Here is a 24,810-nt window from a genome sequence, read left to right as displayed (position 1 = left end):
GTCGAGGTTCATGGTCGGCTCACCCCCAGTTCCCGCCGCCGGGCAGGCGATAGCCGTGCTGGATCAGGTCTTCGAGGCAGGCGAGGGGCGCGTGCGGCACGATCCGGCCGTCCGCCGCCTCGGCGAACACCTCGCTGGACAGGACGCGCCCGTCGACGCCGTTGACCTCACGGATGGAGGTGACCATGCGCTGGAGTCGGCCGCCCGTCTGGTAGTTGTTGCGCCGCTGTACGAACACGACGAAGTTCACCGCGCCCGCGACGAGCATCTGGCTGGCCTCGATGGGCAGCCGCTCGGTGGCCTGGAGCGCGTAGGTGGAAATACGGTTGAAGACCTCGCTGGAGCTGTTGGCGTGGATCGTGGACAGCGAGCCGTCGTTGCCCTGGGACATCGCGTTCAGCATGGTCACGATCTCGTCGCCGAGGACCTCACCGACGATGACGCGCGAGGGGTTCATACGCAGCGACCGCCGGACCAGTTCCGCCATCGAAATGGTGCCCTGGCCCTCGGAGTTGGGCAGCCGCTCCTCGAACGCCACGACGTTCGGGTGCAGATCGGCGAAGGTGTCGAGCCCGAGCTCCAGGGCGCGCTCGACGGTGATGAGGCGCTCGTGCGGCGGGATCTCGTTCGCCAGGGCCCTCAGGAGGGTGGTCTTACCGGCGTTGGTCGCGCCCGCGATCATGATGTTCTTGCGCGCCCGGACGGCACAGGCGAGGAAGTGCCCGATATCGGGGGTGAGCGTGCCGTTGCCGACGAGGTCGGACATGAAGACCTTGCCCATGCGCGCACGACGGATGGAGAGCGCCGGGCGCCGCGTCACGTCCATGACGGCGGACAGTCGGGACCCGTCCGGCAGCCGCAGGTCGAGCTGCGGGTTCGCGGAGTCGAAGGGCCGGGAGGAGAGACCGGAGTACGCGCCGAGGATCTGGATGAGCTCGATGAGCTCCTCGTCGGTCTCGGCGACGGGATCGCCCTTCTCCTCCCGCCCGTCCGAGTAGCCGACGAAGACCTGGTCGTACCCGTTGATGTCGATGTTCTCGACCTCGGGGTTGTCCAGCAGCGGCTGCAGACGCCCGACGCCGAAGAGCGCGGCGTGCACGGCGGCCGCGTACTGCTCCTCGGTCTCCGCGTCCAGCGGCGTACGCCCGGAGTTGATCTCCGTACGGGCGTACTCCTCCAGTATCTGGGCTATCACCGCGCGGGCGTAGTGCCGCTCGTCCTCGTTGGACATCGGTGTGACGCCGGAGACCTGGTCGAGCCGGCGCTGCTCGGCGATACGGTCGCCGGCCTCCTGCCGGAACCGCTTGACCAGCTGGTGGTCGACTGCTGTCATCGGCCGGCTCCGGCGGTGGGCTGACTGTTCGGACCGCCGGCCGCCGGTACGGCCCAGGCCGCGCCGAACTGCTGGTAGAGGTCCGAGGTCACCTTGCGCGCCGAGCGGATGAGCAGCGACTTGTCGAGCCGTCCACGCCTGCGGCCGGCCAACTGGTCGGCGCCTGCCGGGTCTTCGGCGATCGTGCCGACGACGCGGGCGCCGGTCTGCGCGGCCACCAGCATGTCGTTGACCTGGTGGACGAGCTTGCCGGACTCGCTCGGGTCGGTGATGAGGACGACCCCGATGAGGGGCGTGCCGAGGGCGGCCGCACCGCGTGCTCCGCCGTGCAGCTTGGCGCCGAGGGCGGCGGCCCGGTCGCGTACGCGCGCGATGGCCTCCGGCTCGGTGCGGGAGATGAGGAGTACGAGGGCCGCCTGCGAGAACATCTCGACGGCCGGGGTGTCACCACTGATCCGTCCGCAGTCCGCGATGACGTCGGCGGGCGCGTGCGGGGAGTCGGCGAGCTGCGCGAAGGCCCGGCCGAGCGTGGGCCACAGTCCGGCGAGCCCGGCCGCCTGCTCGGCGTTCCCGAGCCCGACGAGCACTTCGAGCCCACCGCTCAACGGCTGTACGTGGTCCCAGAGTTGATCCGGTACGAGGCCACGGCGGGCGGTGGCCGCGATGGACAGCATGCCGGTGTTCGGGTTCAGCGGCCCGCCGTGCGCGGCGGCACTGCGGTAGACGAGGTCGCCGCCGGCCGGGTCGGTCTCGGCGAGCAGCACCCTGCGGGGCCAGACGGCGGCGAGGGCGACGGCCGCCGTGGTGACACCGGGGGAACCTTTGTCTGCGGCGAGGGCGATGAGGGCCATGGTGTGTGTGACTCTCTTCGCCGCTAGTTGCCGGGGACCTTGACGAGGGCGACCTGGTTCGCCGCGGCGGCGCGGGCCAGCGCGGCGGCATCGCTCTCGTCGACGGTCACCGTGTACCGCTTGTTGGTGCTGCTGATGGTGGTGTCGCTCTTGGTCGAGGGCACGGTGTTGACCCGCGCGTCGGAGACGATCGGCGTACTGCCGCTGCTCGCGCCACCGGTGCCCGTCTCGTCGTCCGAGTTCGAGGAACCGGTGTTGTTGACCTGGTAGGCGGCCACAAGGTCACCCGGCTCGATGCCCTCCGGGTACTGCCCCTCCTTGAGGGAGAGACCGACGATGGCCTTGCCCGCCGGGAGTGCGCTCTCGGTGCCGAACATCTCGCCGATGACGAGGGTGCCCCCGTAGATCGTGGACTTGGCCTTGAGCTTCTTCAGGGTGTCGACCTGGGTCCACTTGATGTAGTTGACCCCGGAGTCGCCCGCGACCAGCACCGACTCCACGTTGTCGCCGACGGACTGACCGGCCTGGATGTCGCTGGTCACCTTGACGACCTCGATACGGTCGCCCGCGCGCAGCACCAGCATCGTCGCCCCGAGCGCACCCACGAGGATCAGCAGGACCGCGAGCGCGGCCAGCGCGGGTTTGCGCTCGCGAGGCGGCGAGGGAAGGCGCTCCCCCATCGTCGGCTGAACCGGCGCAGCGGAACGGTTGTTGCCCGCCCCCGTACGCTCCTGGATCTTCACGCAACCGCTCCCCGTACACCCAAGAAGGTTTCGTCATTCAGGACACTTGGAACACTTCGGCCGCACCGGGCGTACCGCCCGACCTGGTCGAATAGCCACGGCCGGACTGAGTGTCAAGTCATCGCACCGTATCAGCAGCGCATAAGCCCCTCAAGGCGCGCCCGTGGCCTCGAATCTCACACGCCCCGACGTTATCCACGCGCAACGCGGGGCGTTCGGTTCCCGGTTGAGGAAGGGCCTGCGTACGGGGCTGCCGCTGTGCACCAGCGAATCATCCGGCCCTGGTCCGACGGGCGTTCGTCACGCTCCGTCCATCAGGTCTGCACTACTCGCTCACGGGGGCGGGGCAGGGGTGGGGTGGGGGCGTGGAAGGATCTCCAGCGATCTTCGGCAGCCGGTCTTCAACAGCGCGGCCGACGGCCCCATCCGTCACGTCGCGAGAACCCAAGGAGCCCTCCCCCACATGAAGCGATCCGCCCTCGCCGCCTCCGCGCTCTCCGTCGCCGTGCTCGCCGGACTGACCGCTTGCGGGAGCGGCGGCTCGAAGACGGACGCGGCCGACAAGCCGGGGGCCAAGGCCACGGCTTCCATGACCAAGAAGGTGACCCCGGCGGAGCGCCTGGCGAAGCTCGTGATCACGAAGGCCGACGTGGGTGGCTACAACGTCGAGAAGCCCACCGATGAATTCGTCTTCGCCAAGTCCGCGGACGAGGTGACCCTGGACAAGAAGGTGTGCGCCCCGCTGGCGTACGCGATGAACCAACTCCCGCTCGGCGAACCGCGGGCGGACCTCACGCGAGTCGCCTCGAAGGGCGGCCTCGTCGGCGGCTACACCTACGTCACGCTCACCGCCTACGAGGACGGCGGCGCGGAGTCGGCCATGGCCGGCCTCTCCAAGGCGGTGGCCTCCTGCGGCGACGGCTTCACCGCCAAGTCGAAGAGCGGCACCAGCCCGTACGACTCGGTCACCGCGGAACCGACCACCAAGGCGGCCGACGAGTCCCTCGCCTTCAAGTCCACGATGACGGTCCTGGGCACCACGCACACGCTCCACTCGGCAGCCGTACGCCGCGACGACGTGATCGCCGTCTACTTCTCGGTGGACGGCAGGGCCATCGCGGAATCACGCCCGAGCGACACGAAGCTCTCCGCGGCGGTGGTCGAGGCGCAGAACGCGAAGCTGGGCTGATGTGAGGCCGCTGCCCGGGGTCCCGCCGCCCGGGGCGTCTCCCGGCGCGGGGCACTTCCTGAGCCATCGGCCGCGTCAGAAACCCCACGGGGCCGGATGCGGGGCGAGTGAGGGATCCTCCGACCAGATCAGCCGGGACTCCAGTTGATCCCCCAGAAGCCGGCCGAGGCGTTCCACCATCCAACCGTTCCAGCAGACAGCTGTGGGGAACTGCGGAAAACGGAATGCCGCCAGCTCGACGGGCAGCGCCTCCGGCCGGAACACCGACGTCTTGATCCTGCCGATCTGATCCGGCGTCGACGAGCGCCCTTCATCGAAACAGTCGACCACTCGCTCCACGACATGGAGACGGTATTCGTCCCCTGCGGATCCGTCGATGTTCACCGGCACGAGACGCCCTGCCGTTGCGAGTTCGTCCCTCAGGACATCGGCGATTCGGCCGCTCACGACAGGGCAGCATGGATCTCCGTTGGGAAACTCGCTCCTGGGCCATCGTGGTTCGCCTCCCCATTCGGCATTGAAGTCGGTGGGGGGCTCGCCGACAGAGCCGCCGAGCTGCCAGCGCATGAGTTCCACCGGTGAATTGTCGAAGTGGAGAAGCTGGAACTCCCGCATGCTCGGCAGCAGGCGATATACGGAAAGGGGACCTTGGTTCTCTGCAGCCGTCATGGTGCCTTCTGTCAGAATGTCAGCCTTGTCCACCGAGCGGTCGGCGCGGGCATGTTGTTCACCATCTGCGAGGGTGACAGCTCGTGTGTGACCTGCCGCCCGATCTCACGCAGTTCCTGGCGAATGGTGTCGCCGATCTGCTGGTTGCTGAGCCCTCGGGCCACACCGGCCCTCTCCGTGGCGGCCAGGTGCTGATTGAGTCGCAGCAGGAACGGGTTGCGGTGAGTGAAGTTGTGGGGTCGCGAGTGACCCAAGGGTATTCCATTCGCCGCCTCGTCGATGTCGACTCCATAGCGGCTCAGAATGGCGCGACTGTCGGCCGTGCGTCCGACCGTCCGGTTCAAGGTGGAGGGGACGATATGCGCCGCCGCCTGGCCTGCGCCCACCGGACGGCCGTCCGCCGCCAGGTTCCGGCGAAGGATGGCCGAGTGGCATATCAGGCCCAGATAGTCGATCCACCGCAGCGGGTTGGACACATAGGAACGCGGGTTAGGCCCCGCCTCCATGCCCAGCGGGTCGGGACTGACGTAGGCGGCGGTGGCCGGATCGTAGTGCCGGAGGTTGTTGTAGTGCAGTCCGCTCTCAGGGTCGAAATACTGGCCCGGGAACCGGAGCGGTGTATATCCGGTCGCATCCGGATTCCATGTGGTGATGCCCCAGAGCGTGGCATCGGACCTCCATGCCAGGTCGCCCGCCTCGTCGACGAGTTCGGTCGGGGTGCCCACGAGGTCGGTGACGATGGCGTAGAAACGCTCGTCGATCACGGCCTGCGAGGCGTCGGCCGACATGGTGCGCTGTGTCTGGGCAACGGGGATCATGCCGTCTCGGTCCCAGGTGAGCGTCACCGCCTCCTCTCCGCCGAGGACCTGGGTCGTCTGTTCCACCAGGTGAGGGCCGTCCCAGGTGAACCACGTCTCTTCGACAACGGTCGCCTCCGCACCGGGAACCCCGTCGGACGCAAGCCTCTGCTTGGCGACACGGCGCCCGAGGGAGTCGTACAGATAGCGCCACCGAGTGCCGTCCGGCGTGGTGACAGCCGTGAGCCGGTCCTCGCCGTCCCAGGTGTAGCGCCAGATGTCCGGCTTGCGTGACAGCCGTGTTCTGCGGCGCAGTACGACGCGCCCGGCGGCGTCGTACTCGTAGTGCACGGACCCGGCGCGCACAACGCGATTGCCGTCATGGGCCCGGTCCCCTCGTGCCTCGGAGCCGGTGAATCGCTCCGGCCAGACTGCCTGGGTCTGATTTCCTCCGGCGTCGTAGGCGTACGACTCCGTCCAGTCCGTAGCGCGCACGGCCGTGACACGACCCATGGCGTCGAGGTCGAACCCGCGGTGGCCGGTGGTCCGGTCGTCCATCGAGGCCGGACTGCCGTCGGCCCGGTAGGTGTAGGCCCGCCTGCTCAGAGGCGGTCGTGAGGCTTCGGGAACGGTCACCGTCTGGACGGTCAGCCGGTGATCGGCGTCCCAGGTGTGACTGAGGACGGAGCCCCCGGCGCCCAGCTCCCGCGCGGTCTCGCGGCCGAGTGGGTCGTACGTGGAGGTGAGGGCACGCCCCGAGGCGGTGAGGACGGTGCGGTTGCCCGCGGCGTCATAGGCGAACGTACTGGTGGCACCAGTAGGGGTGGTGCGCCGGGAAGGTCGGCCGAGGGCGTCGTACGCCGTTGTGAGCGCACGCCCGTCCACGGTCTCGGTGGTGCAACGGCCGGCCAGGTCGTAGGAGTACGTGAGCGTCGCGTCGGGACCGGCGGCTCGGAGAACACGGCCCGCGGAGTCGTGTGTGAAGACCGTCGTCCTGCCGTCCACCGTCTTCTCGGACTGGTTGCCCGCGATGTCGTACGCGAACGCGGTGGACTGACCGAGCGGATTGGTTCGGCTGAGAACCTGTCCGGCGGCGTCGTACTCGTAGGCCACGGTGCGGCCGTCGAAGTCCGACTCGGAGGTGAGCCGCCCCGCCGCGTCGTAGGTGTAGTCCCAGGTGAGTCCCGTGGGGCCGGCAGCCTGGACCAGCCGGAGCTCCGCGTCGTGCGTGAAGGTGTGACGGGCACCGTCCGCGGTGGTGCGGGAGGCCAGCACGCCGAGCGCGCCATAGGTGTGGCGGGTGACCCGGCCCAGGGCATCGGTGTGGGTGAGCAGGTTGCCCTCACCGTCGTAGGTCCAGGACTCGGTCGCGCCGTCGGGCCCGGTCGTGGCCGCCCTCAGCCCTTCGACGGTCCAGGCCAGCCGCGTGGTGGCGCCCAGTGGGTCGGTGACGGTGAGTCGTCGGCCGAAGGAGTCGTACGAGCTACGGGTTGTCGCGCCGAGCGGGTCCGTCACGGAGACCGGCTGGCCCGCCTGGTTGTTGGTGAAACCGGTCACCGCGCCCAGCTCGTCCGTCACCGACGCCACGGCTCCGGTCCGGTCTCGGGTGAAGCGTGTGACGGCCCCGTCGGCGGCCGTCAGCGAGGTGCAGTTTCCCCGCTCGTCCCACTCCTGCCGCATGACCGCGCCGTCGTAGCCGGTCATCTCGACCGCCTGGTGCAGGCTGTTGTAGGTGACCGTGGACGTGGCTCCGTCGGGCAGACGCACGGCGGTGAGGTTGCCCGACTCGTCCCACTCCTGTCGTACGGTGCGGCCCAACGCGTCGGTGCGGGACAGCAGTTGATCGTGACGGTCCCACTCCTGGTACACCGTGTGACCCAGCGGGTCGGTCTCGGCGACGAGCTGGTACGCGTCGTTGAACTGGTAACGGGTGGTGTACCCCAGCGAGTTGACGGACGTGGAGGCCTGCGCCTCCTCGTCGTACTCGAAGGTGTAGTCGAGGATGCCGTCGACACCTCGGGCGGCGACGCAACGGTCGGCGCCGTCGTACTCGTACCGGTACCAGGCACCGGTACGGTCCTCCCAGCCGGTGACGCGGCGCTGGTCGTCGTAGAAGAGACGCTGCGGCAGCCCGGAGGAGTTGACGATCTCGGCCAGGTTGCCCCGCTCGTCGTACGCGTAGCGCAGGAGCGTGGGCCGCTCCGGGTGGTTCCGAAGCGTCAGCGCGACGATGCGGCCGCTCTCGCAGGTCACACCGACGCGGTACCCGCCGTGGTGGGCAACCTCGTCCGGCAGGCCCTCGGAGTCGTACGTGACCGAAATCGTGTTGTCGTTGCGGTCGCTGACGACGGCCAGGGGCAGTTCACCCACGGCGCCGCCGGGCAACGGCCGGAACTGAAGCGTCACACCGGTCTGGGGCTGATGCACGGTGAGCGCGCCACCAGAGGTGCCGTCCCAGCTCAACGGCCACCGCGGTCCCTCCACCGGGAGAACGGCCACATCGTGCTCCGGTACGGGATAGACCAGCACCATGCCGTCAGCGGTGGTGAACTGCACCCCCGTGGCGTCGAGTCGCAGCCGCTGGTCGAGTGTGGAGGTCCAGCCGCTGCCGAAGAGACGGCCGCTGCGGACACCGGTGCGGTAGTGGCGCTCCAGCACAAGCGGCAGGACGCCGTCCAGCTGGACGTCGGTGGCGGACATGACCATCTGGCCGGTCGCCATGTCGATGGGATCGCCGCAGGTGAAGAGCTTCTGCATCTGCCGGCCCATGGCGCGAGTGCTCCTGCCGAGCCCCTTGGCCCCCAGGGCCATGCCCTTCAGGCCCACCTTGCCCAGGCCTTTCAGTCCCTTGGCGAGTCCCCCGAGAGTGGTCAGCCCCTTCATGCCGGGTATGCAGTCCAGCGCGGCAAAAGCCACATCCAACAGGGACGCCTGGCCCTTCATGTATTTGTTGAGGGTGTCGGCGAGGACGACGAGCGCGGCGATGAGGACGATCGCGCCCAGGATCGGCCCACCGATGATCAGCGCGATGACCCCGAGCACAGCGACGACGACCTTGCAGACCGCGACGATGGTGTCCCAGTTGTCGGAGAACCAGTCCCCGACCTCCTCGTACCACTTGCGGTTCTGAATCCCCGCGTCGGAGGCTTCGTCGAGCTTCCGCTTGGCGTCACCGGCGGCGTCCTCGCGCATCTTCCGCGCGTCCGCCGCCATCTTCTTCGCGGCATCGAGGGCGTTCTGCGCGGTGGTGACGTCGGACTGGGCGGAGGTGTGGGCGTCCTTGGCGCTCTGCGCGTCACGGGTGGCGGCACGGACCTTGGCCTCGTCGGGCTTGGGAACGTCCTTGCCGGCCGACCCGGGGTCGTCCTTGTACTTGTCGGCTTCCTTGTTGGCGCGGGTGACCCATGAATCGGCGGAGGAGAGACGGGACTTGGCGGAGGAGAGGTCCGCCTGTGCCTCCCGCCCCTGGGCGAGGGCCTTGTCGGCGAGGGCCTGGGCGCGCTCCAACTGCGGCCAGTACGCGGCCAGCGCGTCCCCGGCCAGGTCGTACGACTTCTTGAGCTTCTTCAAGTTCTTCGGGACGCCGGAGAACTCGTCCCGGAACACATCGGCGGTCTTGCCCACCATCGTCAGGACGGCGTCCTCGTCGGCCATCCCCTTCACCAGGCGGAGGGCGTCCTGCACGTCATCGGCGAAGTCGTGCAGGCTCTTGGCCAAGGACTTGACCCGGACGGGATCCCCCGGCGTCGGATCCTTCTCCAGATCCAGTACATGCCAGTCCGTCGGCCGATAACCCGCCACGCCGCAACCCCCGTCACGCCAACCCCGTCAACCACACATACGCACAAGTGAAGTTACTGGGTACGGGCGTTCGGTGAAAAGGTCACGAGGGTGGCCACGAGGGTGGCGAGGCCCAGTACAGGGTTCCGCTCCTGCCCGGCCCTACTCCGCGAAGCGGAACGTAGACGTGATCGCGTCGAAGATGTCGAAGAACGAGTCGGCGAGGTCGAGCACCTGGCTGCTGCCCGCGACGAGGGCGACCTTGCCCTCCTGCCCCGGGACGGGGATGAACGTTTGCATGAGCACGGCACGGATGGTGCGCTTGAGGGCGTCGTCGGGTACGGGGATGTCCTCGATGCCGTACGTCCGCGCGGCCGTGCCGACGCCCGGGATGTCGACCGTCGTGACCTTCCGCCACGCGTCGCCCTCCTTCTTGGCCTCGCGCACGGCGAGCTGGCTCGCGATGACCTGCGGGTCGGTGGAGAGGGGCTCGCCGGCCTGCGTACGCCCCCCGACGAGCGAGACGGTGATCGAGCCGGTGATGGGGGTGTCGCCGCCGAAGCTCTCGGCCATGCAGCCGCAGTACAGCGCGCCCGACTTCCAGGCGTCCCCCGCGGCCTTCCGGAGGAAGGCGGTGTACGTGTCCTGGTACTTGGCCAACTCGGGCTGCTGACGCACCCGTTCGGCCACCATGCGCCGGATCGAGTCGTCCCGCGACTCGGGCCGCACGTCGAACTCCCACCACGACTCCGGAACCTTGATCCGAAAGCCACCGCGCTCGATGGTGAGCGTCTCCATGTAGCGGGCCATGTGGTTGATCTCCCCGTTCCGACACAGTCTGGTGCGCGTAAGCCTACGAGGCGGCGGACGTGTGGTCCGTACGAGTCGGGCGCCGTGGCCTTCGCGACCGGGCACCGCGTCCGTGGAGTTGTTCAGTCCTGGAGCGCCTGCTGCGGCACGACCACGACCATCCTGCGGACGGGGTCGTTCACCTCCGCCTGACGGTCTGGACCCGGCGGGACCGCAGCCGAGGCGGAGTGACAGAGTGAGCCGCTGACAAGATCCCCCCCCTGAACCGGCGACAAGCGGCGTCGACCAGCGACATCCGACGACCGACACCGCCCGGAGGATGCGTACAGCGATGGACTACTGGCAGCCCGATCCGGGCGAGACCCTGCTCGCCCGTACACCGGTCACGTTCGCCTCGGGTGCGGCGATGCGCGTACGGGGCAAGCGCTGGTTCCGCGACACGGAACGCAAGGACATCCAAAGCGAACTGAGCAAGCTGTCGAGCTGGCCGGAGGGGCCGGTCCACAAGGTCCGTTCGAGCGGCGGCGCGCTGGGGCTCAACGTCCTCAGAGGCGGAGCGATCACCGTTGGCGTCGCGATCATGGCCGTCCTCAGCTCCATGGGAGGCAACATCGGAGGCGGTATCCGGGGCGGCGGCTCGGGCACCACCCACGACCGGGCCGACGAGGTCGAGGACTTCCCGGTGATGTGGGCGGCGCCGGGCACGGTCGCCCGTACCCTGCCCTGGCAACTGGATCCCGGCCGCTGCAGGCAGAAGCACTACCGCACCCACGCGATCCTCACCGACCGCCGTCTGCTGATCGTGGGCCTTCCCTTCGCCGAGAAGCACAGGGAGATCGTCAAGGACGAGGTGCTGTGGGAGACCCCACGGTCCAGCATCGGCACGTTCGAGCGCCGGGACTTCAAGGACGGTGACGACATGAAGGTCGTCTTCACCGACGGCTCCTGGTGCCGGCTCACCAGCCTCTGGCGGGAGGGACTCACGCGCTACACCGCCGACCATCCCGACCTCGTACCCCTGGACTCGCTCACCCCGGCCCAGCGCAGCACGGCCGAGGCTTTCGCCGCCGCTCACGCACCCGATGCCGGGCCGCCCTTGGTCACCCGCAATCCGTGCGGCTGCTATCAGGTCGCGGCACTGGCACCCAGTACTGCGGACGGGTTCTCCGGTATCTCCGACCACTCCATCGTCATGGACACCGACGGCGCCGAGGTCGACTTCATGAAGCGCCATTGGGAGGACTTTTCCCCCGAGTCGCAGGATGAGCTGCGGAGGCTGCACCATCGACCTCCGTCCGGCGTGCTTTCGCCGAAGTGAACGGCTGGTTCTGGCCGTCGTATGCGGACGCGTCGGCCTGGAGCGGGACGCGACGAAGGCGCCCTTCGCAGGAGCGTGACGACGAGGCCTCGTTCGCGGATTTCGTGGGTGGCACGGCAGGCGGTCTACGTTCCGAGCCGCTGTGCGACCAGACACGATCAGGCCACAAGCGCCGTCGGCTTGCCCCGATTCCTCCATGTCCGCCCAGCCGTGCAAGGAAGTTCGCGGTAGCGAAACCGATCGCCCCGCAGATACCGTCAGAGCTCTTGACTGCACTTTTGTCTCACGGGGAGATCACTGTGAAGCGCCGCTCTTTGCCCGTTGCTGCCGCGCTCGCCGCGACCGCAGCCCTGCTGCTTACGGCCTGCGGCAGCGAGGACGACAAGTCCAGCGACAACGACAAGATCGCGGGCGCCGGCCAGGGAGCGGAGAAGCCCGAGAAGTCGGCGGAGCCCTCGGGAGCACCGGCCGAGGACAAGCCGGACGGCGTCGACGTGTCGCTGCCCGCCGACATGGACCTGGTCTTCGACTGGGACAAGCCGAAGGACGTGAACGAGGCGGCGGCGATGGACGACGCTGCGAACTTCTTCCGCGCGATCTACCGAGGCGTCGACAAACGCACGACCAAGGACGCGGCCGTTGCCGCCTACGCCACCGGCGACGGCCTGACCTACGCCAAGACACAGATCGACGCCTGGATCGACGGCGGTTGGACCGCCACCGGCACGTTGCGTCACTACGACGCCACCACACGGTCCACCACCAACGGCAAGGCGGTGGAGGTGGCGTTCTGCGCGGACGCGGGCAAGTTCTACGGCAAGGAAATCAAGACCAAGAAGATCCTGACGACCAAGCCCAGCATTGAGGACTTCGACCACTTCAAGATCATCATGACCAAGTTGCCGACGGGCACGGGCCTGTGGCAGGCATCCAAGGTGTTCGTCGAGACGAAGGCGGCGAAGTGCCAGTGAACGGTCCGCGGCGCGCAGTCCTCAGCACCGCGGCTCTGACACTGGCCTTCGGCGTCCTCGTTCTCCCGGAATCCGCCTACGCGGCGAAGCCGGTGGGTTCCGACAAGGGAGCCAGCACGGACCAGCAGGGCGGCGGAGACGAAACCGGCATCTACGCCGCAGCCCGCATCCAGTACTCCGGAGCCGTCGCCAAGGGCGGCAGCGGAAACGTGGCCTCCTCCGACGTCAACTGGACGCCGCCGCCCTGCTGGTACGCCCCCTATCTCGGCGCCAAGGACTTCAAGAAGAAGATGTCCAAGGACATCGCGAGCGCCAAGGATGCGCCCGGCATGACCGGCCACGCGGGCGCGGCGATCGGCGAGATGGAGCGCCACTACGAGGACGACTACGGCTGGACCGACACTCCCGGCTACAAGGACTACAACGTCGAGAAGGACGGCGAGGGGATGTTCTGGGCCGGTGTCGAGAACCCCGACGAGCCGGACTACCTCAAGCGGAAATCGTGCACCGACCTGCCCTTCTGGGTCGAGAACGGCGAGGCCCCGCCGCCCCAGTACGAAGAGGCCATCACTCCGGAGATGCTCGCCGCCCTCGCGTACCAGCACATGGAGCTCCCCGACACCGAGGTCACGCTGGCTCCCGAGGCCATCACCAAGGTGAACCTGCCGACCTGGGCCTGGCTCGACGACGCGGCCTTCGACGAGGTCCAGGCGACGGCAGCCATCAACGTCCCCGGTTTCAACATCGAGGCGACCACAACCGCCACTCCCAAGTCGCTCACCCTCGACCCGGGAACCGAAGACGCCACCACCATCCCGGCCAACGGCGAATGTCCCATCGTCGACGGCAGGATCGGCGAGCCCTACGCCAAGGGCAAGGCCGACGAGACACCTCCGTGCGGCATCGTCTACGGCCGCTCGTCCAACGGCGGAACCTTCCCTCTGAAGGCCTCCCTCACCTGGGAGATCAGTTGGACCGGCACCGGCCAGGCCGGCCCGGTGGGCCTGCCCGACGGCACGATCGAGGCCGTCCAGGACATCACCGTCCAGGAAGCCCAGGCCGTCAACCGCTGAGCGGAGCAAGGAATGGGTGGCCGGATCAAACCCCACGGAACCGGCCGCGGCTCACGCCGACCACTGTTCCCCCTCTCCCTCCTCCCCCACTGACCGACCACTCAGGGAACCCGGACCAAACATGAGTGACCTCCGTCTCGAAGACACCGTCTTCGAAGACCTGAAGAAGACCTTCTCGACGATCAGCGACCGGATGGACAGCGCGCGCCGCACGCTCCGTGGCGCCGACGGCTCCGCGGTCGGCCAAAGCAGACTCGTCGAGGAGGTCCATGAATTCGCCGACGACTGGGGCTACGGCATCAAGCAACTCGGCAAGCACACTCAGGGCGCAGTGAAGATGATCAACAAGATAGGTGAGGAGTTCGGCAAGCTCGATCACGATCTCGCCGAATCCCTCAAGACGAAGAAGAAGGGCAAGTAGTCGTGGCCGGCAAGCGCCCCGCCTTTCCGAACATAGGCTGGGATCCGACGCCGGGAGACGTCGACGACACCCGGGACCTCGCCAAGAAACTCGGCGGACTGGCGAGCGACCTCGGCACCACTCTCCGCGAGTTGGAGCGGATCGAGGCCGGTGCCTGGAAGGGCAAGACGGCAGTCGCCTTCACCGAGTACGTCGGCAAGGACGTCACCCCCCTCATCCGCAAGAGCCACGACTCCTTCGACAAGGCCTCGCGCGCCCTGCACCGGTGGGCGAACGAACTCCACGACTTCCAGGACGAGGCGAACCGGCTGGAGAAGTCCGCCGGGGAGAAGCTCGAAGCCAGGGAGACCGCCCAGCAGAAAGTCGACGGCAAGGGCAGCGAGGAACTCGGCAAGGCCTCCGGCGCGGTCGACGAGATCACGGGCAAGGTCCACGACCTGGAGGACCACTACAAGCGGGCCGCCGGCAACATAAGCAAGGAACTCGACAAGGCCGGCGACATCGCGCCTGACGAGCCCGGTTTCTGGGACAAGCTCACCAAGGGCGTCTCGGACGCGTGGGACGCAACCGGGCAGTGGATCAAGGACCATGCCGACATGATCAAGCTGATCGGCGATCTGCTGAGTGATCTGAGCGCCGTGCTGGGCATGTTGGCCATCATCACTCTGCCCTTCCCACCCCTGGCGGCGATCTTCGGTACCGCGGCACTCATCGCGAGCGGTCTCGCACTGGCGGCACACGGGTTGGCCAAGTGGGGCGGGGCCGATGTGAGCTGGATGCAGATGGGGCTGGACGCCGTGGGACTGATGCCGGGCATCGGCATGTTCAGCAAGGGGATCAAGGTGGTAGGCGCCGGCAAGGCCGCGGCGATGGCCGAGAACCTCGGCCAGGGATTCTCGAAGACCTCGATCGGCAGTTCACGCATCCTGATGGCTTTCGGCAAGAACTCCTCGGAGATCACCGGGGGACTCGGCAAGGCGGGCCTGGTGAAAATCGGCGGCAGGGCCGACGACGTCTACGAGGTCGCACACGCGGCCGGCGGCCTGAAGTCACGTATGGGTGGCCTTGCCGCCGCCGGCTACCACGAGGGCCAGTGGATCGGCTCCAAGGGCCTCAACCTGATCCCGGGCGTGAACATCAACCCCCTGGGAGCCGGTATCGCCATCGACGCGGGCGCCAAGATCTTCCCCAAGATCACGAGCATCCACCAGCACGTGGGGGATGCCCTCTTCCCCGGCGACCAGTTCGAGAAGTCGGCCACCGGAGGCTGAGGCTCCGGCCAGGACTGACAGAGTGGACAGCCCAGAACGACCCTCCTGAGTCGCCGCGTAAGGAAGATGCACACGAATATGAACATCTGGCAGCCGGAACCGGGGGAGACACTTCTCGGGCGCGCTCCGATTGCTTTCGCGACGGGCGCCGCCATGCGGGTCAAGGGCATGCGCTGGTTCCGCGACACCGAGCGCAACGACATCCAGGGCGAACTGCCGGGCTGGCCCGAGGGACCGGTGTACACGACCAGGTCCACGGGGAACGCGGTCGCGAGGAACACCGTGAAGGGAGCGGCGATGGCGCTGGGCGTCGCCGTCCTGGCCGCCCTCAGTTCGGCCGGAGGCAATGTGAGCGGATCCTCCGGCCCCGACTCGGGCAAGGACACGCCGGACGACCGGGAGAACGAGGTCGAGGACTTTCCGGTCATGTGGGCCGCGCCGGGCACGCTCGCCCGTACCCTGCCCTGGCAACTGGACCCCGGCCGCTCCGACGAGAAGCACTACCGAACGCACGCGATCATTACCGACCGCCGACTGGTCATCGTAGGCGGCCCGTACCACAAGAAGGACGACAAACTCATCGAGGACGAAGTCCTCTGGGAAACGCCCCGGTCCAGCATCAGCAGGTTCGAGCACAGGGACTACAAGGACGGAAACGACGTAAGGATCGTCTTCTCCGACGCCTCGTGGTGCAGGTTGAGCAGCATCAGGCGGCAGAGGGTCACCCGGTATCTAGTCCATCCCCTCGACCTGATCCCCTTGGACGACCTGACACCAGCACAGCGTGGCGCCATCGACAATTTCGTCGCGACGGCACACGCCCCTGACCTCGGAACCCCCGTGGTCACTCGTCGCTCCCCCGGCTACTTCCGGGTCGAGGTTCCGGTGCCGAGCGAGCTCAGCTCCTTCTTCGGCTCCGGCAGCCGCAGTCTGGTCATGGACACCGACGGGGTCGAGGTACCGCACAAGGACATCCGCCCCGAAGACCTCTGACCCCTGCCCGTACGCCTGACCAGAACGGCCCCGCCTTCCATGACTCCCCCCACCGAGACCACGAGCCCTATTCCCACCGCCCGCGCCTCCCAAGAACCCCCACCCATCTGGTTCCTGGCCCCCGAGGGCTTCTTCGCCCTCCCCCTCGCCGCCACTCCCGAGGAACGAGCCGAGCTCTCCCATTCCTTCGTACGAGAGCTCTACTCACGCGGCGACGAGAACATATGGGAGCCGGCCGCCCCGTACTACGCGGCGATGGCCGAGATGATGGCGGGCACCGGAGTGTCGTACTCGGCAATGGGACTGTTCTCGACGGCCGACGAGGACGGGACGCAGTATGGGGAGGACGGGGAGGTCGTCCGGCACGAAGGAGCCGACGGCGTCGCCCAGTGTGCCCTCACCGTGGCCGCCGTGCCGACGGACCAGGCCGACGCCGACACCGACGTCGTGGCCCAGGGCATCCTCGCGATCCTCTCCGGCGACGAGTACAACGACGCCCGCTGGCTCGACCTGCCCTGCGGACCCGCCGTGTCCTGCGTGACACTGCGCGAGTACCGGATCAAACCGGAACTGACGGAGACCGGCGAGCAGGTTGATCTGCTCACAGGACAGATCCAGGTCCATGTCCCTTTCCCCACGGGCCCGTTCACCGCGGTCTTCACGCTCCACACGGCGTCCATGGACTACTGGACCGAATTCTGCGACCTGATGGTGGCAGTCCTCCAGACGGTGTCCTTCACGGATCCGACGGATCCGACGGAGGGTGCGGAGGAGAGCCAAGCATGATGATCGTCGAGACCGATTCCGACCCAGGCGTGTGGTTTCACATGCCCCTGCGTGGCACCGGAGCGGAATTCGCGCAGTGGATGGATCTGCAACTCAAGGCGAGCGCCCTGGTCCACGGGCGCAAGCTCACCTGGCGTGAGAAGCGGCAGACGAAGAAGTTCCTGGAGAGTTCGGCCGCCATGCTGCGCGACCGCGTCGAGGCCGAGCAGGCATTCCTCTTCGGCCCGATGCCCCCACAGGCGTCACCGCTGGTCCTCTTCACCAAGCAGTTCGTCTGCGACGAGGAACACAGCTCCCTGCACCTGAGCATGCTGGTCGAACCCGACCCCGCGGCGGACGGGCACGTGGACACGGTCCCGTTCGTCTCACCCCACCTCGGCGAGGGCCTGCGCTGCGTGCGCAGTTGGACCCGCCCCGACGGTGGCCCGATCATGTCCATCGCGTACGCCTGGAACGACGCGGCCCGCGACATCGACCTGGTACTCAAGGGGCACTACGACGAACCCGACCTGCTCAAAGCCTCTTTCGACGCCATCGACGACTTCGCAAAAAGCATCTGGATCGCCTGACGAACTCCGCGGACACGCGGACCGGAACACCCTGGGGGACAAGGACATGGCAGGGTCAGCCAAGCCAAGACGGCCGAGAGCAGCCGCACCTTCGTTGCGGTATGAGCACCGGCCCGGCAAACGGTCGGAGAGCGGAGCCAAAAGCAAGGATTCCAAGAAGGGCGACAAGGCATTCGGCTGTCTCGTCCTCCTGTCCATGCTGGCCTTGTTCACCCTCCTCTTCCTTTCGGACAGGTTCTGGGGAGACGACACTTGGGAATGGTCGGCCGGCAACTGGCCGGGGGGCGCATACGGCTTCGCGGTGTTCCTGGGAGCACTGGTGCCGTGCGTGGCGACGCTCTTCGTTCTGACCGCATCCCGTACGGATCGGAAATCCTGGAAGTCGCACAAGGTCCGATCGTTCGGCTTCACGTTGCTGGCCGTCGTGTGCGGCGCGGCAATGCTGCAGCTCGTGTCGCTGATCTTCAACGCCCAGGACACCGGGAAATGGGGTCGAGGTCGCGACACGCCCCCCAGCTGGGTCTTCAGCAACTACCCCTGGCTGTGGGCGGTCGGCCTGATGTCCACGATCGCCACGGCCGCGCTGCTGATCGCGGTGGCCATGGAACGCCACAAGCGCGCATCGCCCACCGATGACACCGTCGGCGCCGCTGACGCTGACGGCACTGTCGACGCCGGTGCGCTCGAACCGGATTGATTCCGAACGCGCCGACCGACCAGGCCGCCGAGGGTGAGGTTGATGGTGAGAACGTCTTCGACCTGATCACGCCCGAGAACTGGTACCGCATTCCGCCCCTGTCCATGGTGAGGCGCACCACGTCCTGTCCCGGGCGCATTCCACCAGCCTGGAATGCCGCCCCCTCTGGAATTCCCTGGGGCTCGGCGACGAACTCCCCAAGATTGCTGGCGAGTTGGCGACCTCAGTCCGGCTTGTCTGAACCGCCCCGAACGCGCGAGTTCAGACGCAGCCCTCCCATGGCCCCCAGCCCGAACCGTTCCCAGGGAATGAGCGCCACAGGCGCCCAGCTGAAGCCGACGACAAAGAAGCTCAGCAGCGTGGTGAGCCCCTCGGGAAGGATCCAGCCGAGCTGGGCGGCAAGCAGCGAGACGACAATCAGGTAGACGCTGAAGACAGCAAGGGCGAGCGCCTTGAGAAGGGCCTTGCCCGGTCCAAGCCTGGGCTTCTCCTCGGTCCCCCGGACCGCCGCGAAGAGGAGCAGTGGCAGCATCAGACCCAGCAGGCCACCCATACCGATGCCGCCGATACCCACGGCATTCCGTCCGTCGTCAGGGACCGCTGACGACAGGAACGAGTCGTCAGCCAAGCCGACGGTCAGGGCAACGCCCCCATAGGCGCCGAGCGTCATGGTCGCCAGGACAAGCAGCAGCACCGTGCCGAATGCGATGTTCCTTGCCAGCGACCGCCAAGGACTCCGCGCCCGGGGCTCCCCGACCCCTGATCCAACAGACATGGACTCTCCCATTCCTCGTGGGGCCCGGGGCGGAATCGGCTAGCGGTTCACGGACTGGATCTCCTTGACCGTCACGTTCTCCTCGTACGTGGACAGGCCGTCCGGCAGGGCAGGCTGCCGCGGCGGGCCGTCCGGGTCGGCGGAGTCGGTCCAGGTCACCTTCCAGGTGATCGATGCCTTGAAGGGGTAGGTGCCGTCGCCGGAGGAACGGCGGTAGGCGACGTTGCAGCCGGCGTCCTCACTGTCGACCGTGTATCGGTTCTTGCCCTTGACGAGGTCGTACGTACAGGTCTGCGGGTCGGCGTCGTCGGTGCCGGCCTCGACCTTGAGCGCGACCGGGGTCGCGACGGTGGTCGCCGCCATCTGGACACCCTTGTAGTTGATGCTCGCAGTCGTCCACACACGGTCGAAATCGCCCCTGAACTTCACTCGTGTACCCAGATTCACGATGAGCCGATCGGCACGCGGGCTCAGTTCGACGGGCGGCGCAGGCAACTCGGTGGAGTTGAAGGCGAGTTCGGAGAGGATCTCCGGGGTGAGCTTGTTGGGATCCGGCTGCGGGTCGGCCGGGGGGACCCAGGTCTCCCAGTTGTCGGTGGTGACGGGACAGGCCTCGCTGTAGGTGTCATCACGGAACTTCACCTGCCACCACAGGCCCTTGTCACCCTTGTTGTAGTTCGCTTTGTCTCTCTTCCGGGCGTAGCTCGCAGCGGGCTCCGCCGCGGTCGTGTACGCGGACTTGATGAACTCCTCGTACTCCTCCGGGGTGTACATGGGCTCGTACCAGCAGACTGGCGGTTTCCAGTTGGCATTCGACGAGGTGGCGGTCGTGGTGGGGCCGCCCGAACCGGGGTTGCTCTGGCTGATGCGGATGTTGGCACCGATGGTGCCGTTGCCGGAGGTGGCTCCCTCGTCCGTGCCGGGCTCCTCAGGCTGCGTGCCACCCTCATCGCCGCCGACCCGGGGATCACCCGCGTGCGCCGGGTAGCCCGTCCCCAGCGCCACGACGAGGCTCGCGGCCGCGATCGCCCCAAGAACCGGGCGAGCGGCCCTTGTACCTAGCCCCGCACGCAAGACGCGTCCCCCTTCTTCCAGCTCTGCTGCGTCACCTGCCAGTCACCGGCAGAGTCCTTCGCTGCCTGAAGCGTGTACAGGATGAAGTCCTTGTCACTCGGCTGGGTACGCAGCACCTTGTCCGTCTTGATTTCCTTGCCGTACGCCTTGCTCTGGTCCTCGCAATAGCGGACCGCCGCGTTGTCGTTCGTGACGTCCGTGACCTCGAAGTTGAAGAACCGGTAGTCGCCCGTGACGGTGAGCCCGTCCTTCTTGAGCGTCGCGACGCGGTCGGCCCAGTAGGTACGAGCGTTGGCCGCGAAGTAGCGATTCATGTTGGCGGTCTGGCCGTTACCCTCGGTGAACGCCTCCAGTTGAGCCTGGGACGCATACGCCACATCCCGCAGAATCTCGTCCTTCGTCGCGTCTCCGGTCGGCTGCCTCTCGACGGTCACCTTGATGTCCGACGGAAAGTCGAAGGCCGGCGCGTTCTTCTCGGCTGCCGCAGAGGCCGACGGCGACGCAGAGTTCGACTCACCAGAATCCGCTCCCTCGATGCTGTCGCTGTCCGATCCGCTGCTCGCATCACTGCTGCAACCAGTCATGAACAGGGCGGTGGCAACAAGGAGACAGGCCGCAACCAGCCTCTGTCGCGTGGTCAGCATTCGCTTGTCCTCAGAGGTAGACGATCGGCGTGCCAAGGGATGATCCCATGTCCGGGCCGCCTCGGACCATGCGTACCAAGGGACTGGTGCGACGCGAGGACAGTCGTGATGCAACCTTCACGACTGCGACACCGTTCGTGAACACACAGGGCCGCTGCCGCCAAGGCATGGCCCGGTACGGGGACAAGCTGTTCGTCTCCGGCCAGAAAGTCGCCCTGATGCTCCGCACATCTGTTGATGAGCGTCCGGTCCGTGCTGTAGACGTACACCACTCGTCCGGCAGAGGAGGACAGCTCCACGCCTCGTTCGAGAACGGAACCCTTCAGCCAAGGGAAGGCCGACATCCGGTCAGGTCGTCGCGCTCCTCTCGCGGCGGAGCTTCGCACTGGCGAAACCGCGCACCTCATAGATACCGTCGTGACCCGTTGCCGCCACAGTGGCCACGGCCACAGTCCGGCCGACGACAGTGCACAACAGCGGGTGAGGACAAGCCCCTCCAGCCCATCAGCCGCTGCGACCGAACCACTTCAAGTCACGAGGATGCGTTGACAATGGGGAAAGATGCGGACCTAAAGGTCAATATCGATCTTCTCGTGGAATCCGAGTCCCGACTCAAGAGCCTGAAAAGGGAATTCAAGCATCTTGGAAACCGAACCGACGACATGCGCGACCACTGGGGCAGTGGCGAGATCACGGACGTCATGGACGAATTTGTGGACAACTGGGACGACTACCGGGCGAAGATGCTCAACAGCATTGACACCGTAGGCAAGTTGGCCAAATCGACCGTCGACGGATTCGGCGGCCTGGACGGGGACCTGGCCCAAGGTCTGCAAGAAGGCAAGAAGAAGTAGACTTTTTCACCTTGTATCCGAGGCCCGGTACTGGCGCATCAGCCGCAGACCGGAGTCGGCGAACTTCAGCGACGGGGAGAGACAGAGACTAGTGGCCGCATCTTCCAAAGCCAGGCCGCGGGACTGGCATCCGCTCGCAGAGTCCGACCCGGTGCCCGGGGATGCCGAAGAGATCCGCGACGAAGTGAAGCATATGAAGGGCGTCGCGGAGTCACTCCGCGAACAGTCCCGGCTGCTGCGCGGAATCGGCGACGACGACGAACTCAAAGGCAAGTACGCCGGAAAGCTGAAAGAAGAGTCCGGCGTCCTGGAGAAGCACCTGCGCGAGGTCGCGAGTCGCTATGAGCGCGTACACGGGCATCTCAGCAACTGGGCCAATGACCTGGAGCATTACCAGAGCGAAGCCGACGCCGTTCTACGCAAGGCCAAGGATAAGCAGGACGAGGTCGAAGCGGAGAAATCCAAGAAGGAATCCGGGAGCGACAAGACGCCCATACCCTCGGAGAGCGGTGCCGACGGGGATCCGCTGGGAGAATTCCGCGACCAGCTCGACCGCATCACGGGCGACCGCGATGAACGTGCCCGCCACTATGCCAAGAAGATCCGCGATCAGCTCGACGACGTCATCGAGGACAGTTGGTGGGACAACGTCAAGGGCTGGGTCCACGAGAACGCGGACTGGATCAAGGTCGTCATTGACGTCCTTGGGTGGGTCGCGACAATCGTGGGCATTATCGCCATGTTCGTCCCCGGCCTCAACATTGCAGTCTTCCTAGTAGTCGCCGGGCTTCTTGTCCTGGGCACGAGAGTTCTCCTCGTGGCTTCCGGCGACGCCAGTTGGATGGACGTCGCCATGGACTCCATTGGTCTGGTCACCATGGGGATGGGACGGCTCGGCGTGGCTCTGCTGAAGGGGGCCAATGCGTCTACCAAGGCTGCCGCCGCGGTGTCACGGGTCGCCAAACTCAAGGACGGCATCCGCGCCAACTCGCGCTTCATGGACGAGCTCGGCCGGATCATGGCTACGACCTCGGACGACGGCATGAAGGTCTTCGCCAAGGAGATGCGACTCTTCGTCCGCAAAAAGATCCTTAACGACGCCGGCCGGGTGTCCATGGATCCCGGGGAGCTCAGCACGCTGGCAAAAGCCATCCACATGGGCGACGGCGAGGTCGCCGGGCTGTACGCCAACATCACCAGGAACGCGGAGGCATTCCCCGAGGCGGTCTCGACCGCCACGCGCGTCGGCTCAAACGCCGGGTACGGTCTATCCCTTGCCGGCGCGTATATCGGAACTGGCGCCGACGTCATCGACAAGAGCCTCGGGCAGAGTGACGCGATCGCTGCTGCACACAAGGCATGGGGCACCCCGGACAAGCCGTTCAGTGAGACATACAACGACGGAAAGGCGAACACATGGCTACCGGCCGTCGACACGCACTGGTAGGCCGACAAGACGCTCGAACGAAGGTCAAGATCTGATGCCTCCCAACGAATCACGGGCCGCTTCGGCGGTGGTGACCCGGCTCGGCGGCGGAATAGTGGCAGCGGCGCGGCTGTGCGTCATCGTTCCTGCTGCGTTCATCGTCGTGTACTTCCTGCTGGCTGCCGTGAGCCCGCGCTCGTTCGTCCCTGTCTGGGTCTGGACGGAGCGCGCGGTGGTGTCCGCAGGCATCCTCGGAGTCTTTTGGATCTTCACTCGTCATCCCTGGCACAGTCGGCGACCGGAAGGCCTCACCCATGCACTCCTCGTCTCCTGCACGCTCCTGCTCCCAGCCCTGGTGACGGGGTTCTGGCCGGGCGTGATCGGCGCGTTCGTCACCCCGCTGCTGGTGGCCGGTTCCGCCGCCATGGAGAGGTTCCGGCGTGCCTGAGGTCTCCGACGACGTACGAAGGTCCACGATGCCTCTCGGCTACCGGCTCGTACCGCCACCGGGCTGGGACATGATCCCTCTGCGTGACGGCGCGGACGAGGCGGTCAAGCGCATTGTCGACCTGGGAGTGACCCAGCTGTCCGAGGGCATCCCCAAGGACGACGTCATCAAAGCGCGCCTGGAGCTGATGAAGCGGCTTAACAAGGCGGTCCAGCAGGCACGCAAGGCGGACGGGCTCACGCTCTACCTCCCGGTGGAGCGGATCCACGGCACGCTCATCGCGGCATCGATCGTCGTCTCCGAGGCGCTCGCGGGCCCCGGGGTGGGAGTAGGAAGCGGCGAGGTAGTGGCTCAGCTGCTGGCGGACGGAGCAAGCAGTGAGCCAGTCACGGTCGACGGTGCCGACGGCGTTCGCGTGGACAAGACCGTGGCCGCCGATCTGGAGCGGGAGGTCGCGTACGCCTCCCGCCGCATCGACTACGTGCTTCCGGTCCCGGGAAGCACCGTCGCGCAGTGGGTGACGGTCTGCTTCAGCACTATTGCCGATGGACACCCCCACAGCGAGTTCGCCGAAGTCCTGGTTGAACTCTTCGATGCCGTGATGACCACGTTCCGCTGGAGCTATTCGTGATCTTCCTTGAGACCGACTCGGATCCCACAGAGTGGCTCCTCATGCCGCTGAGGTGGGACAGCGTCGACGAACGTCAGAACTGGGCGCAGAAGAACGCAGATATGCTCTGGCGATTGCGAGAGACGCGCCCCAAGCGGCGGGAGATTCGCGCGTTGGCCAAGCGACTGGACATGCTCGCTGAAGGGATTCCCGGCCGGGTACCCGCCCATCAGGTCTTTCTCTACGCACCTGACCCACGCCGCATCCCGCTGGCCTTCTTCGCTCTCACAGTCCCCTCGGAGGGGGACCGCACAAGGCAACTCCGAGAGGCGGTGCAAGCCGACCTGGACAGCGCGGTGCGCCCGACCGAAGTGGACACGTTCACCACGGAACGGCTTGGAGACGGCCTCCGCTCTCTCCGGTACTGGGGATCCCGCGAAGGGGCGCTGATGATGTCGCTCAACTTGGCGTGGCGCTTGGAGGATTTCGGGGTCGACCTGTCCGTGCGCACGGTTGCCGACGATCCCGGTTGGCTGGCGGCCCATCTCGACGAAGTAGACACCTTCGCGCGAAGCCTGTGGCTGACAGACGCCGCAGACGGGGCTCAGCCCGCCTGACGGTCTGGTGTGGTGAGGCACTCAACCGCCCCACCACACCAGACCCTCACCAGGCAGACTCAGCTGCCCAGCAACCCTCAACCGCCCAAAG

Annotated in this window: 24 protein-coding genes; 15 read left to right on the top strand and 9 right to left on the bottom strand. The window is 66.9% G+C overall.

All coding sequences use genetic code 11. The features are described from left to right. Nucleotides 1-19 precede the first annotated feature (19 nt). From JEQ17_RS27005 to JEQ17_RS26995, 3 genes are read right to left on the bottom strand one after another with little or no spacing between them, the layout of a single operon-like run. On the bottom strand, nucleotides 20-1,333 hold the full coding sequence (locus tag JEQ17_RS27005; RefSeq protein WP_200397619.1) for a CpaF family protein: 1,314 nt from the start codon (nucleotides 1,331-1,333) through the stop codon (nucleotides 20-22). Beyond that, entirely contained in the window at nucleotides 1,330-2,184 is an 855-nt protein-coding gene (locus tag JEQ17_RS27000) for a hypothetical protein (RefSeq protein ID WP_200397618.1), read from the bottom strand. The genes JEQ17_RS27005 and JEQ17_RS27000 overlap by 4 nt, the downstream gene beginning before the upstream one ends. Nucleotides 2,185-2,207: 23 nt before the next feature. Next, nucleotides 2,208-2,927: a hypothetical protein gene (locus tag JEQ17_RS26995; RefSeq protein WP_200397617.1), complete on the bottom strand. Its 720-nt coding sequence runs from the start codon at nucleotides 2,925-2,927 to the stop codon at nucleotides 2,208-2,210. 463 nt (nucleotides 2,928-3,390) lie between these two features. On the opposite strand from JEQ17_RS26995, the gene JEQ17_RS26990 reads away from it, so the two are divergent. Continuing rightward, entirely contained in the window at nucleotides 3,391-4,116 is a 726-nt protein-coding gene (locus tag JEQ17_RS26990; RefSeq protein ID WP_200397616.1) for a hypothetical protein, read from the top strand. Nucleotides 4,117-4,191: 75 nt separating this feature from the next. Here JEQ17_RS26990 and JEQ17_RS26985 read toward each other — a convergent pair whose 3' ends face one another. The 3 genes from JEQ17_RS26985 to JEQ17_RS26975 all read right to left on the bottom strand — a co-directional run bounded on the left by JEQ17_RS26985 (nucleotide 4,192) and on the right by JEQ17_RS26975 (nucleotide 10,172). Then, on the bottom strand, nucleotides 4,192-4,818 hold the full coding sequence (locus tag JEQ17_RS26985; RefSeq protein ID WP_234048385.1) for a hypothetical protein: 627 nt from the start codon (nucleotides 4,816-4,818) through the stop codon (nucleotides 4,192-4,194). After that, entirely contained in the window at nucleotides 4,797-9,383 is a 4,587-nt protein-coding gene (locus tag JEQ17_RS26980; RefSeq protein WP_200397615.1) for a DUF6531 domain-containing protein, read from the bottom strand. The genes JEQ17_RS26985 and JEQ17_RS26980 overlap by 22 nt, the downstream gene beginning before the upstream one ends. A 141-nt stretch (nucleotides 9,384-9,524) precedes the next feature. Continuing rightward, entirely contained in the window at nucleotides 9,525-10,172 is a 648-nt protein-coding gene (locus JEQ17_RS26975; RefSeq protein WP_200397614.1) for a hypothetical protein, read from the bottom strand. A 319-nt stretch (nucleotides 10,173-10,491) separates the two neighbouring features. Here JEQ17_RS26975 and JEQ17_RS26970 point away from each other — a divergent pair, with 319 nt between their 5' ends. The 9 genes from JEQ17_RS26970 to JEQ17_RS26930 all read left to right on the top strand — a co-directional run bounded on the left by JEQ17_RS26970 (nucleotide 10,492) and on the right by JEQ17_RS26930 (nucleotide 18,271). Then, the gene (locus JEQ17_RS26970; RefSeq protein ID WP_200397613.1) at nucleotides 10,492-11,490 is read left to right on the top strand and encodes a hypothetical protein; all 999 of its coding nucleotides are present in this window, start codon (nucleotides 10,492-10,494) and stop codon (nucleotides 11,488-11,490) included. 299 nt (nucleotides 11,491-11,789) lie between these two features. Continuing rightward, nucleotides 11,790-12,461 (top strand): hypothetical protein, encoded by a 672-nt coding sequence (locus JEQ17_RS26965; RefSeq protein ID WP_200397612.1) that lies wholly within the window; start codon nucleotides 11,790-11,792, stop codon nucleotides 12,459-12,461. Then, on the top strand, nucleotides 12,452-13,534 hold the full coding sequence (locus JEQ17_RS26960; RefSeq protein ID WP_200397611.1) for a hypothetical protein: 1,083 nt from the start codon (nucleotides 12,452-12,454) through the stop codon (nucleotides 13,532-13,534). The genes JEQ17_RS26965 and JEQ17_RS26960 overlap by 10 nt, the downstream gene beginning before the upstream one ends. A 121-nt stretch (nucleotides 13,535-13,655) precedes the next feature. Continuing rightward, on the top strand, nucleotides 13,656-13,955 hold the full coding sequence (locus JEQ17_RS26955; RefSeq protein WP_200397610.1) for a hypothetical protein: 300 nt from the start codon (nucleotides 13,656-13,658) through the stop codon (nucleotides 13,953-13,955). Between the two features lie 2 nt (nucleotides 13,956-13,957). Then, entirely contained in the window at nucleotides 13,958-15,226 is a 1,269-nt protein-coding gene (locus JEQ17_RS26950; protein ID WP_200397609.1) for a BAR domain-containing protein, read from the top strand. 78 nt (nucleotides 15,227-15,304) lie between these two features. Next, complete coding sequence (locus tag JEQ17_RS26945) at nucleotides 15,305-16,219, top strand: hypothetical protein (RefSeq protein ID WP_200397608.1); 915 nt, start codon at nucleotides 15,305-15,307, stop codon at nucleotides 16,217-16,219. Between the two features lie 39 nt (nucleotides 16,220-16,258). Further along, a complete protein-coding gene (locus tag JEQ17_RS26940) occupies nucleotides 16,259-17,005 on the top strand; it encodes a hypothetical protein (RefSeq protein ID WP_200397607.1) in 747 nt (248 codons plus the stop codon). Next, the gene (locus JEQ17_RS26935) at nucleotides 17,002-17,574 is read left to right on the top strand and encodes a hypothetical protein (RefSeq protein WP_200397606.1); all 573 of its coding nucleotides are present in this window, start codon (nucleotides 17,002-17,004) and stop codon (nucleotides 17,572-17,574) included. The genes JEQ17_RS26940 and JEQ17_RS26935 overlap by 4 nt, the downstream gene beginning before the upstream one ends. Nucleotides 17,575-17,770: 196 nt before the next feature. Continuing rightward, nucleotides 17,771-18,271, top strand: coding sequence for a hypothetical protein (locus JEQ17_RS26930; RefSeq protein ID WP_200397605.1), 501 nt, complete (start codon nucleotides 17,771-17,773; stop codon nucleotides 18,269-18,271). A 223-nt stretch (nucleotides 18,272-18,494) separates the two neighbouring features. On the opposite strand, the gene JEQ17_RS26925 is transcribed toward JEQ17_RS26930, so the two are convergent. The 3 genes from JEQ17_RS26925 to JEQ17_RS26915 all read right to left on the bottom strand — a co-directional run bounded on the left by JEQ17_RS26925 (nucleotide 18,495) and on the right by JEQ17_RS26915 (nucleotide 20,764). Then, a complete protein-coding gene (locus JEQ17_RS26925; protein WP_234048384.1) occupies nucleotides 18,495-18,965 on the bottom strand; it encodes a hypothetical protein in 471 nt (156 codons plus the stop codon). Nucleotides 18,966-19,085: 120 nt separating this feature from the next. Beyond that, nucleotides 19,086-20,051 (bottom strand): hypothetical protein, encoded by a 966-nt coding sequence (locus JEQ17_RS26920; RefSeq protein ID WP_200397603.1) that lies wholly within the window; start codon nucleotides 20,049-20,051, stop codon nucleotides 19,086-19,088. 53 nt (nucleotides 20,052-20,104) lie between these two features. Further along, nucleotides 20,105-20,764: a hypothetical protein gene (locus JEQ17_RS26915; protein ID WP_200397602.1), complete on the bottom strand. Its 660-nt coding sequence runs from the start codon at nucleotides 20,762-20,764 to the stop codon at nucleotides 20,105-20,107. 593 nt (nucleotides 20,765-21,357) lie between these two features. Between JEQ17_RS26915 and JEQ17_RS26910 the strand changes: the two genes are divergently transcribed. From JEQ17_RS26910 to JEQ17_RS26890, 5 genes are all read left to right on the top strand, one after another. After that, nucleotides 21,358-21,618 carry a hypothetical protein gene (locus tag JEQ17_RS26910; RefSeq protein WP_200397601.1) on the top strand — a complete coding sequence of 87 codons (261 nt, stop codon included), beginning with the start codon at nucleotides 21,358-21,360 and terminating at the stop codon, nucleotides 21,616-21,618. A 91-nt stretch (nucleotides 21,619-21,709) separates the two neighbouring features. Beyond that, on the top strand, nucleotides 21,710-23,065 hold the full coding sequence (locus tag JEQ17_RS26905; protein ID WP_200397600.1) for a putative T7SS-secreted protein: 1,356 nt from the start codon (nucleotides 21,710-21,712) through the stop codon (nucleotides 23,063-23,065). A 34-nt stretch (nucleotides 23,066-23,099) separates the two neighbouring features. Further along, entirely contained in the window at nucleotides 23,100-23,492 is a 393-nt protein-coding gene (locus JEQ17_RS26900; RefSeq protein WP_200397599.1) for a hypothetical protein, read from the top strand. Continuing rightward, nucleotides 23,485-24,123, top strand: coding sequence for a hypothetical protein (locus JEQ17_RS26895; protein WP_200397598.1), 639 nt, complete (start codon nucleotides 23,485-23,487; stop codon nucleotides 24,121-24,123). The genes JEQ17_RS26900 and JEQ17_RS26895 overlap by 8 nt, the downstream gene beginning before the upstream one ends. After that, on the top strand, nucleotides 24,120-24,719 hold the full coding sequence (locus JEQ17_RS26890; protein ID WP_200397597.1) for a hypothetical protein: 600 nt from the start codon (nucleotides 24,120-24,122) through the stop codon (nucleotides 24,717-24,719). Before JEQ17_RS26895 ends, JEQ17_RS26890 begins: the two co-directional genes overlap by 4 nt. Nucleotides 24,720-24,810 lie beyond the last annotated feature (91 nt).

The sequence above is a fragment of the Streptomyces liliifuscus genome (assembly GCF_016598615.1).
GTDB lineage: Bacteria > Actinomycetota > Actinomycetes > Streptomycetales > Streptomycetaceae > Streptomyces > Streptomyces liliifuscus.
The sequence above is the reverse complement of the archived record's forward strand: the minus strand, read 5'-3'. Positions and strand labels throughout refer to the sequence as shown.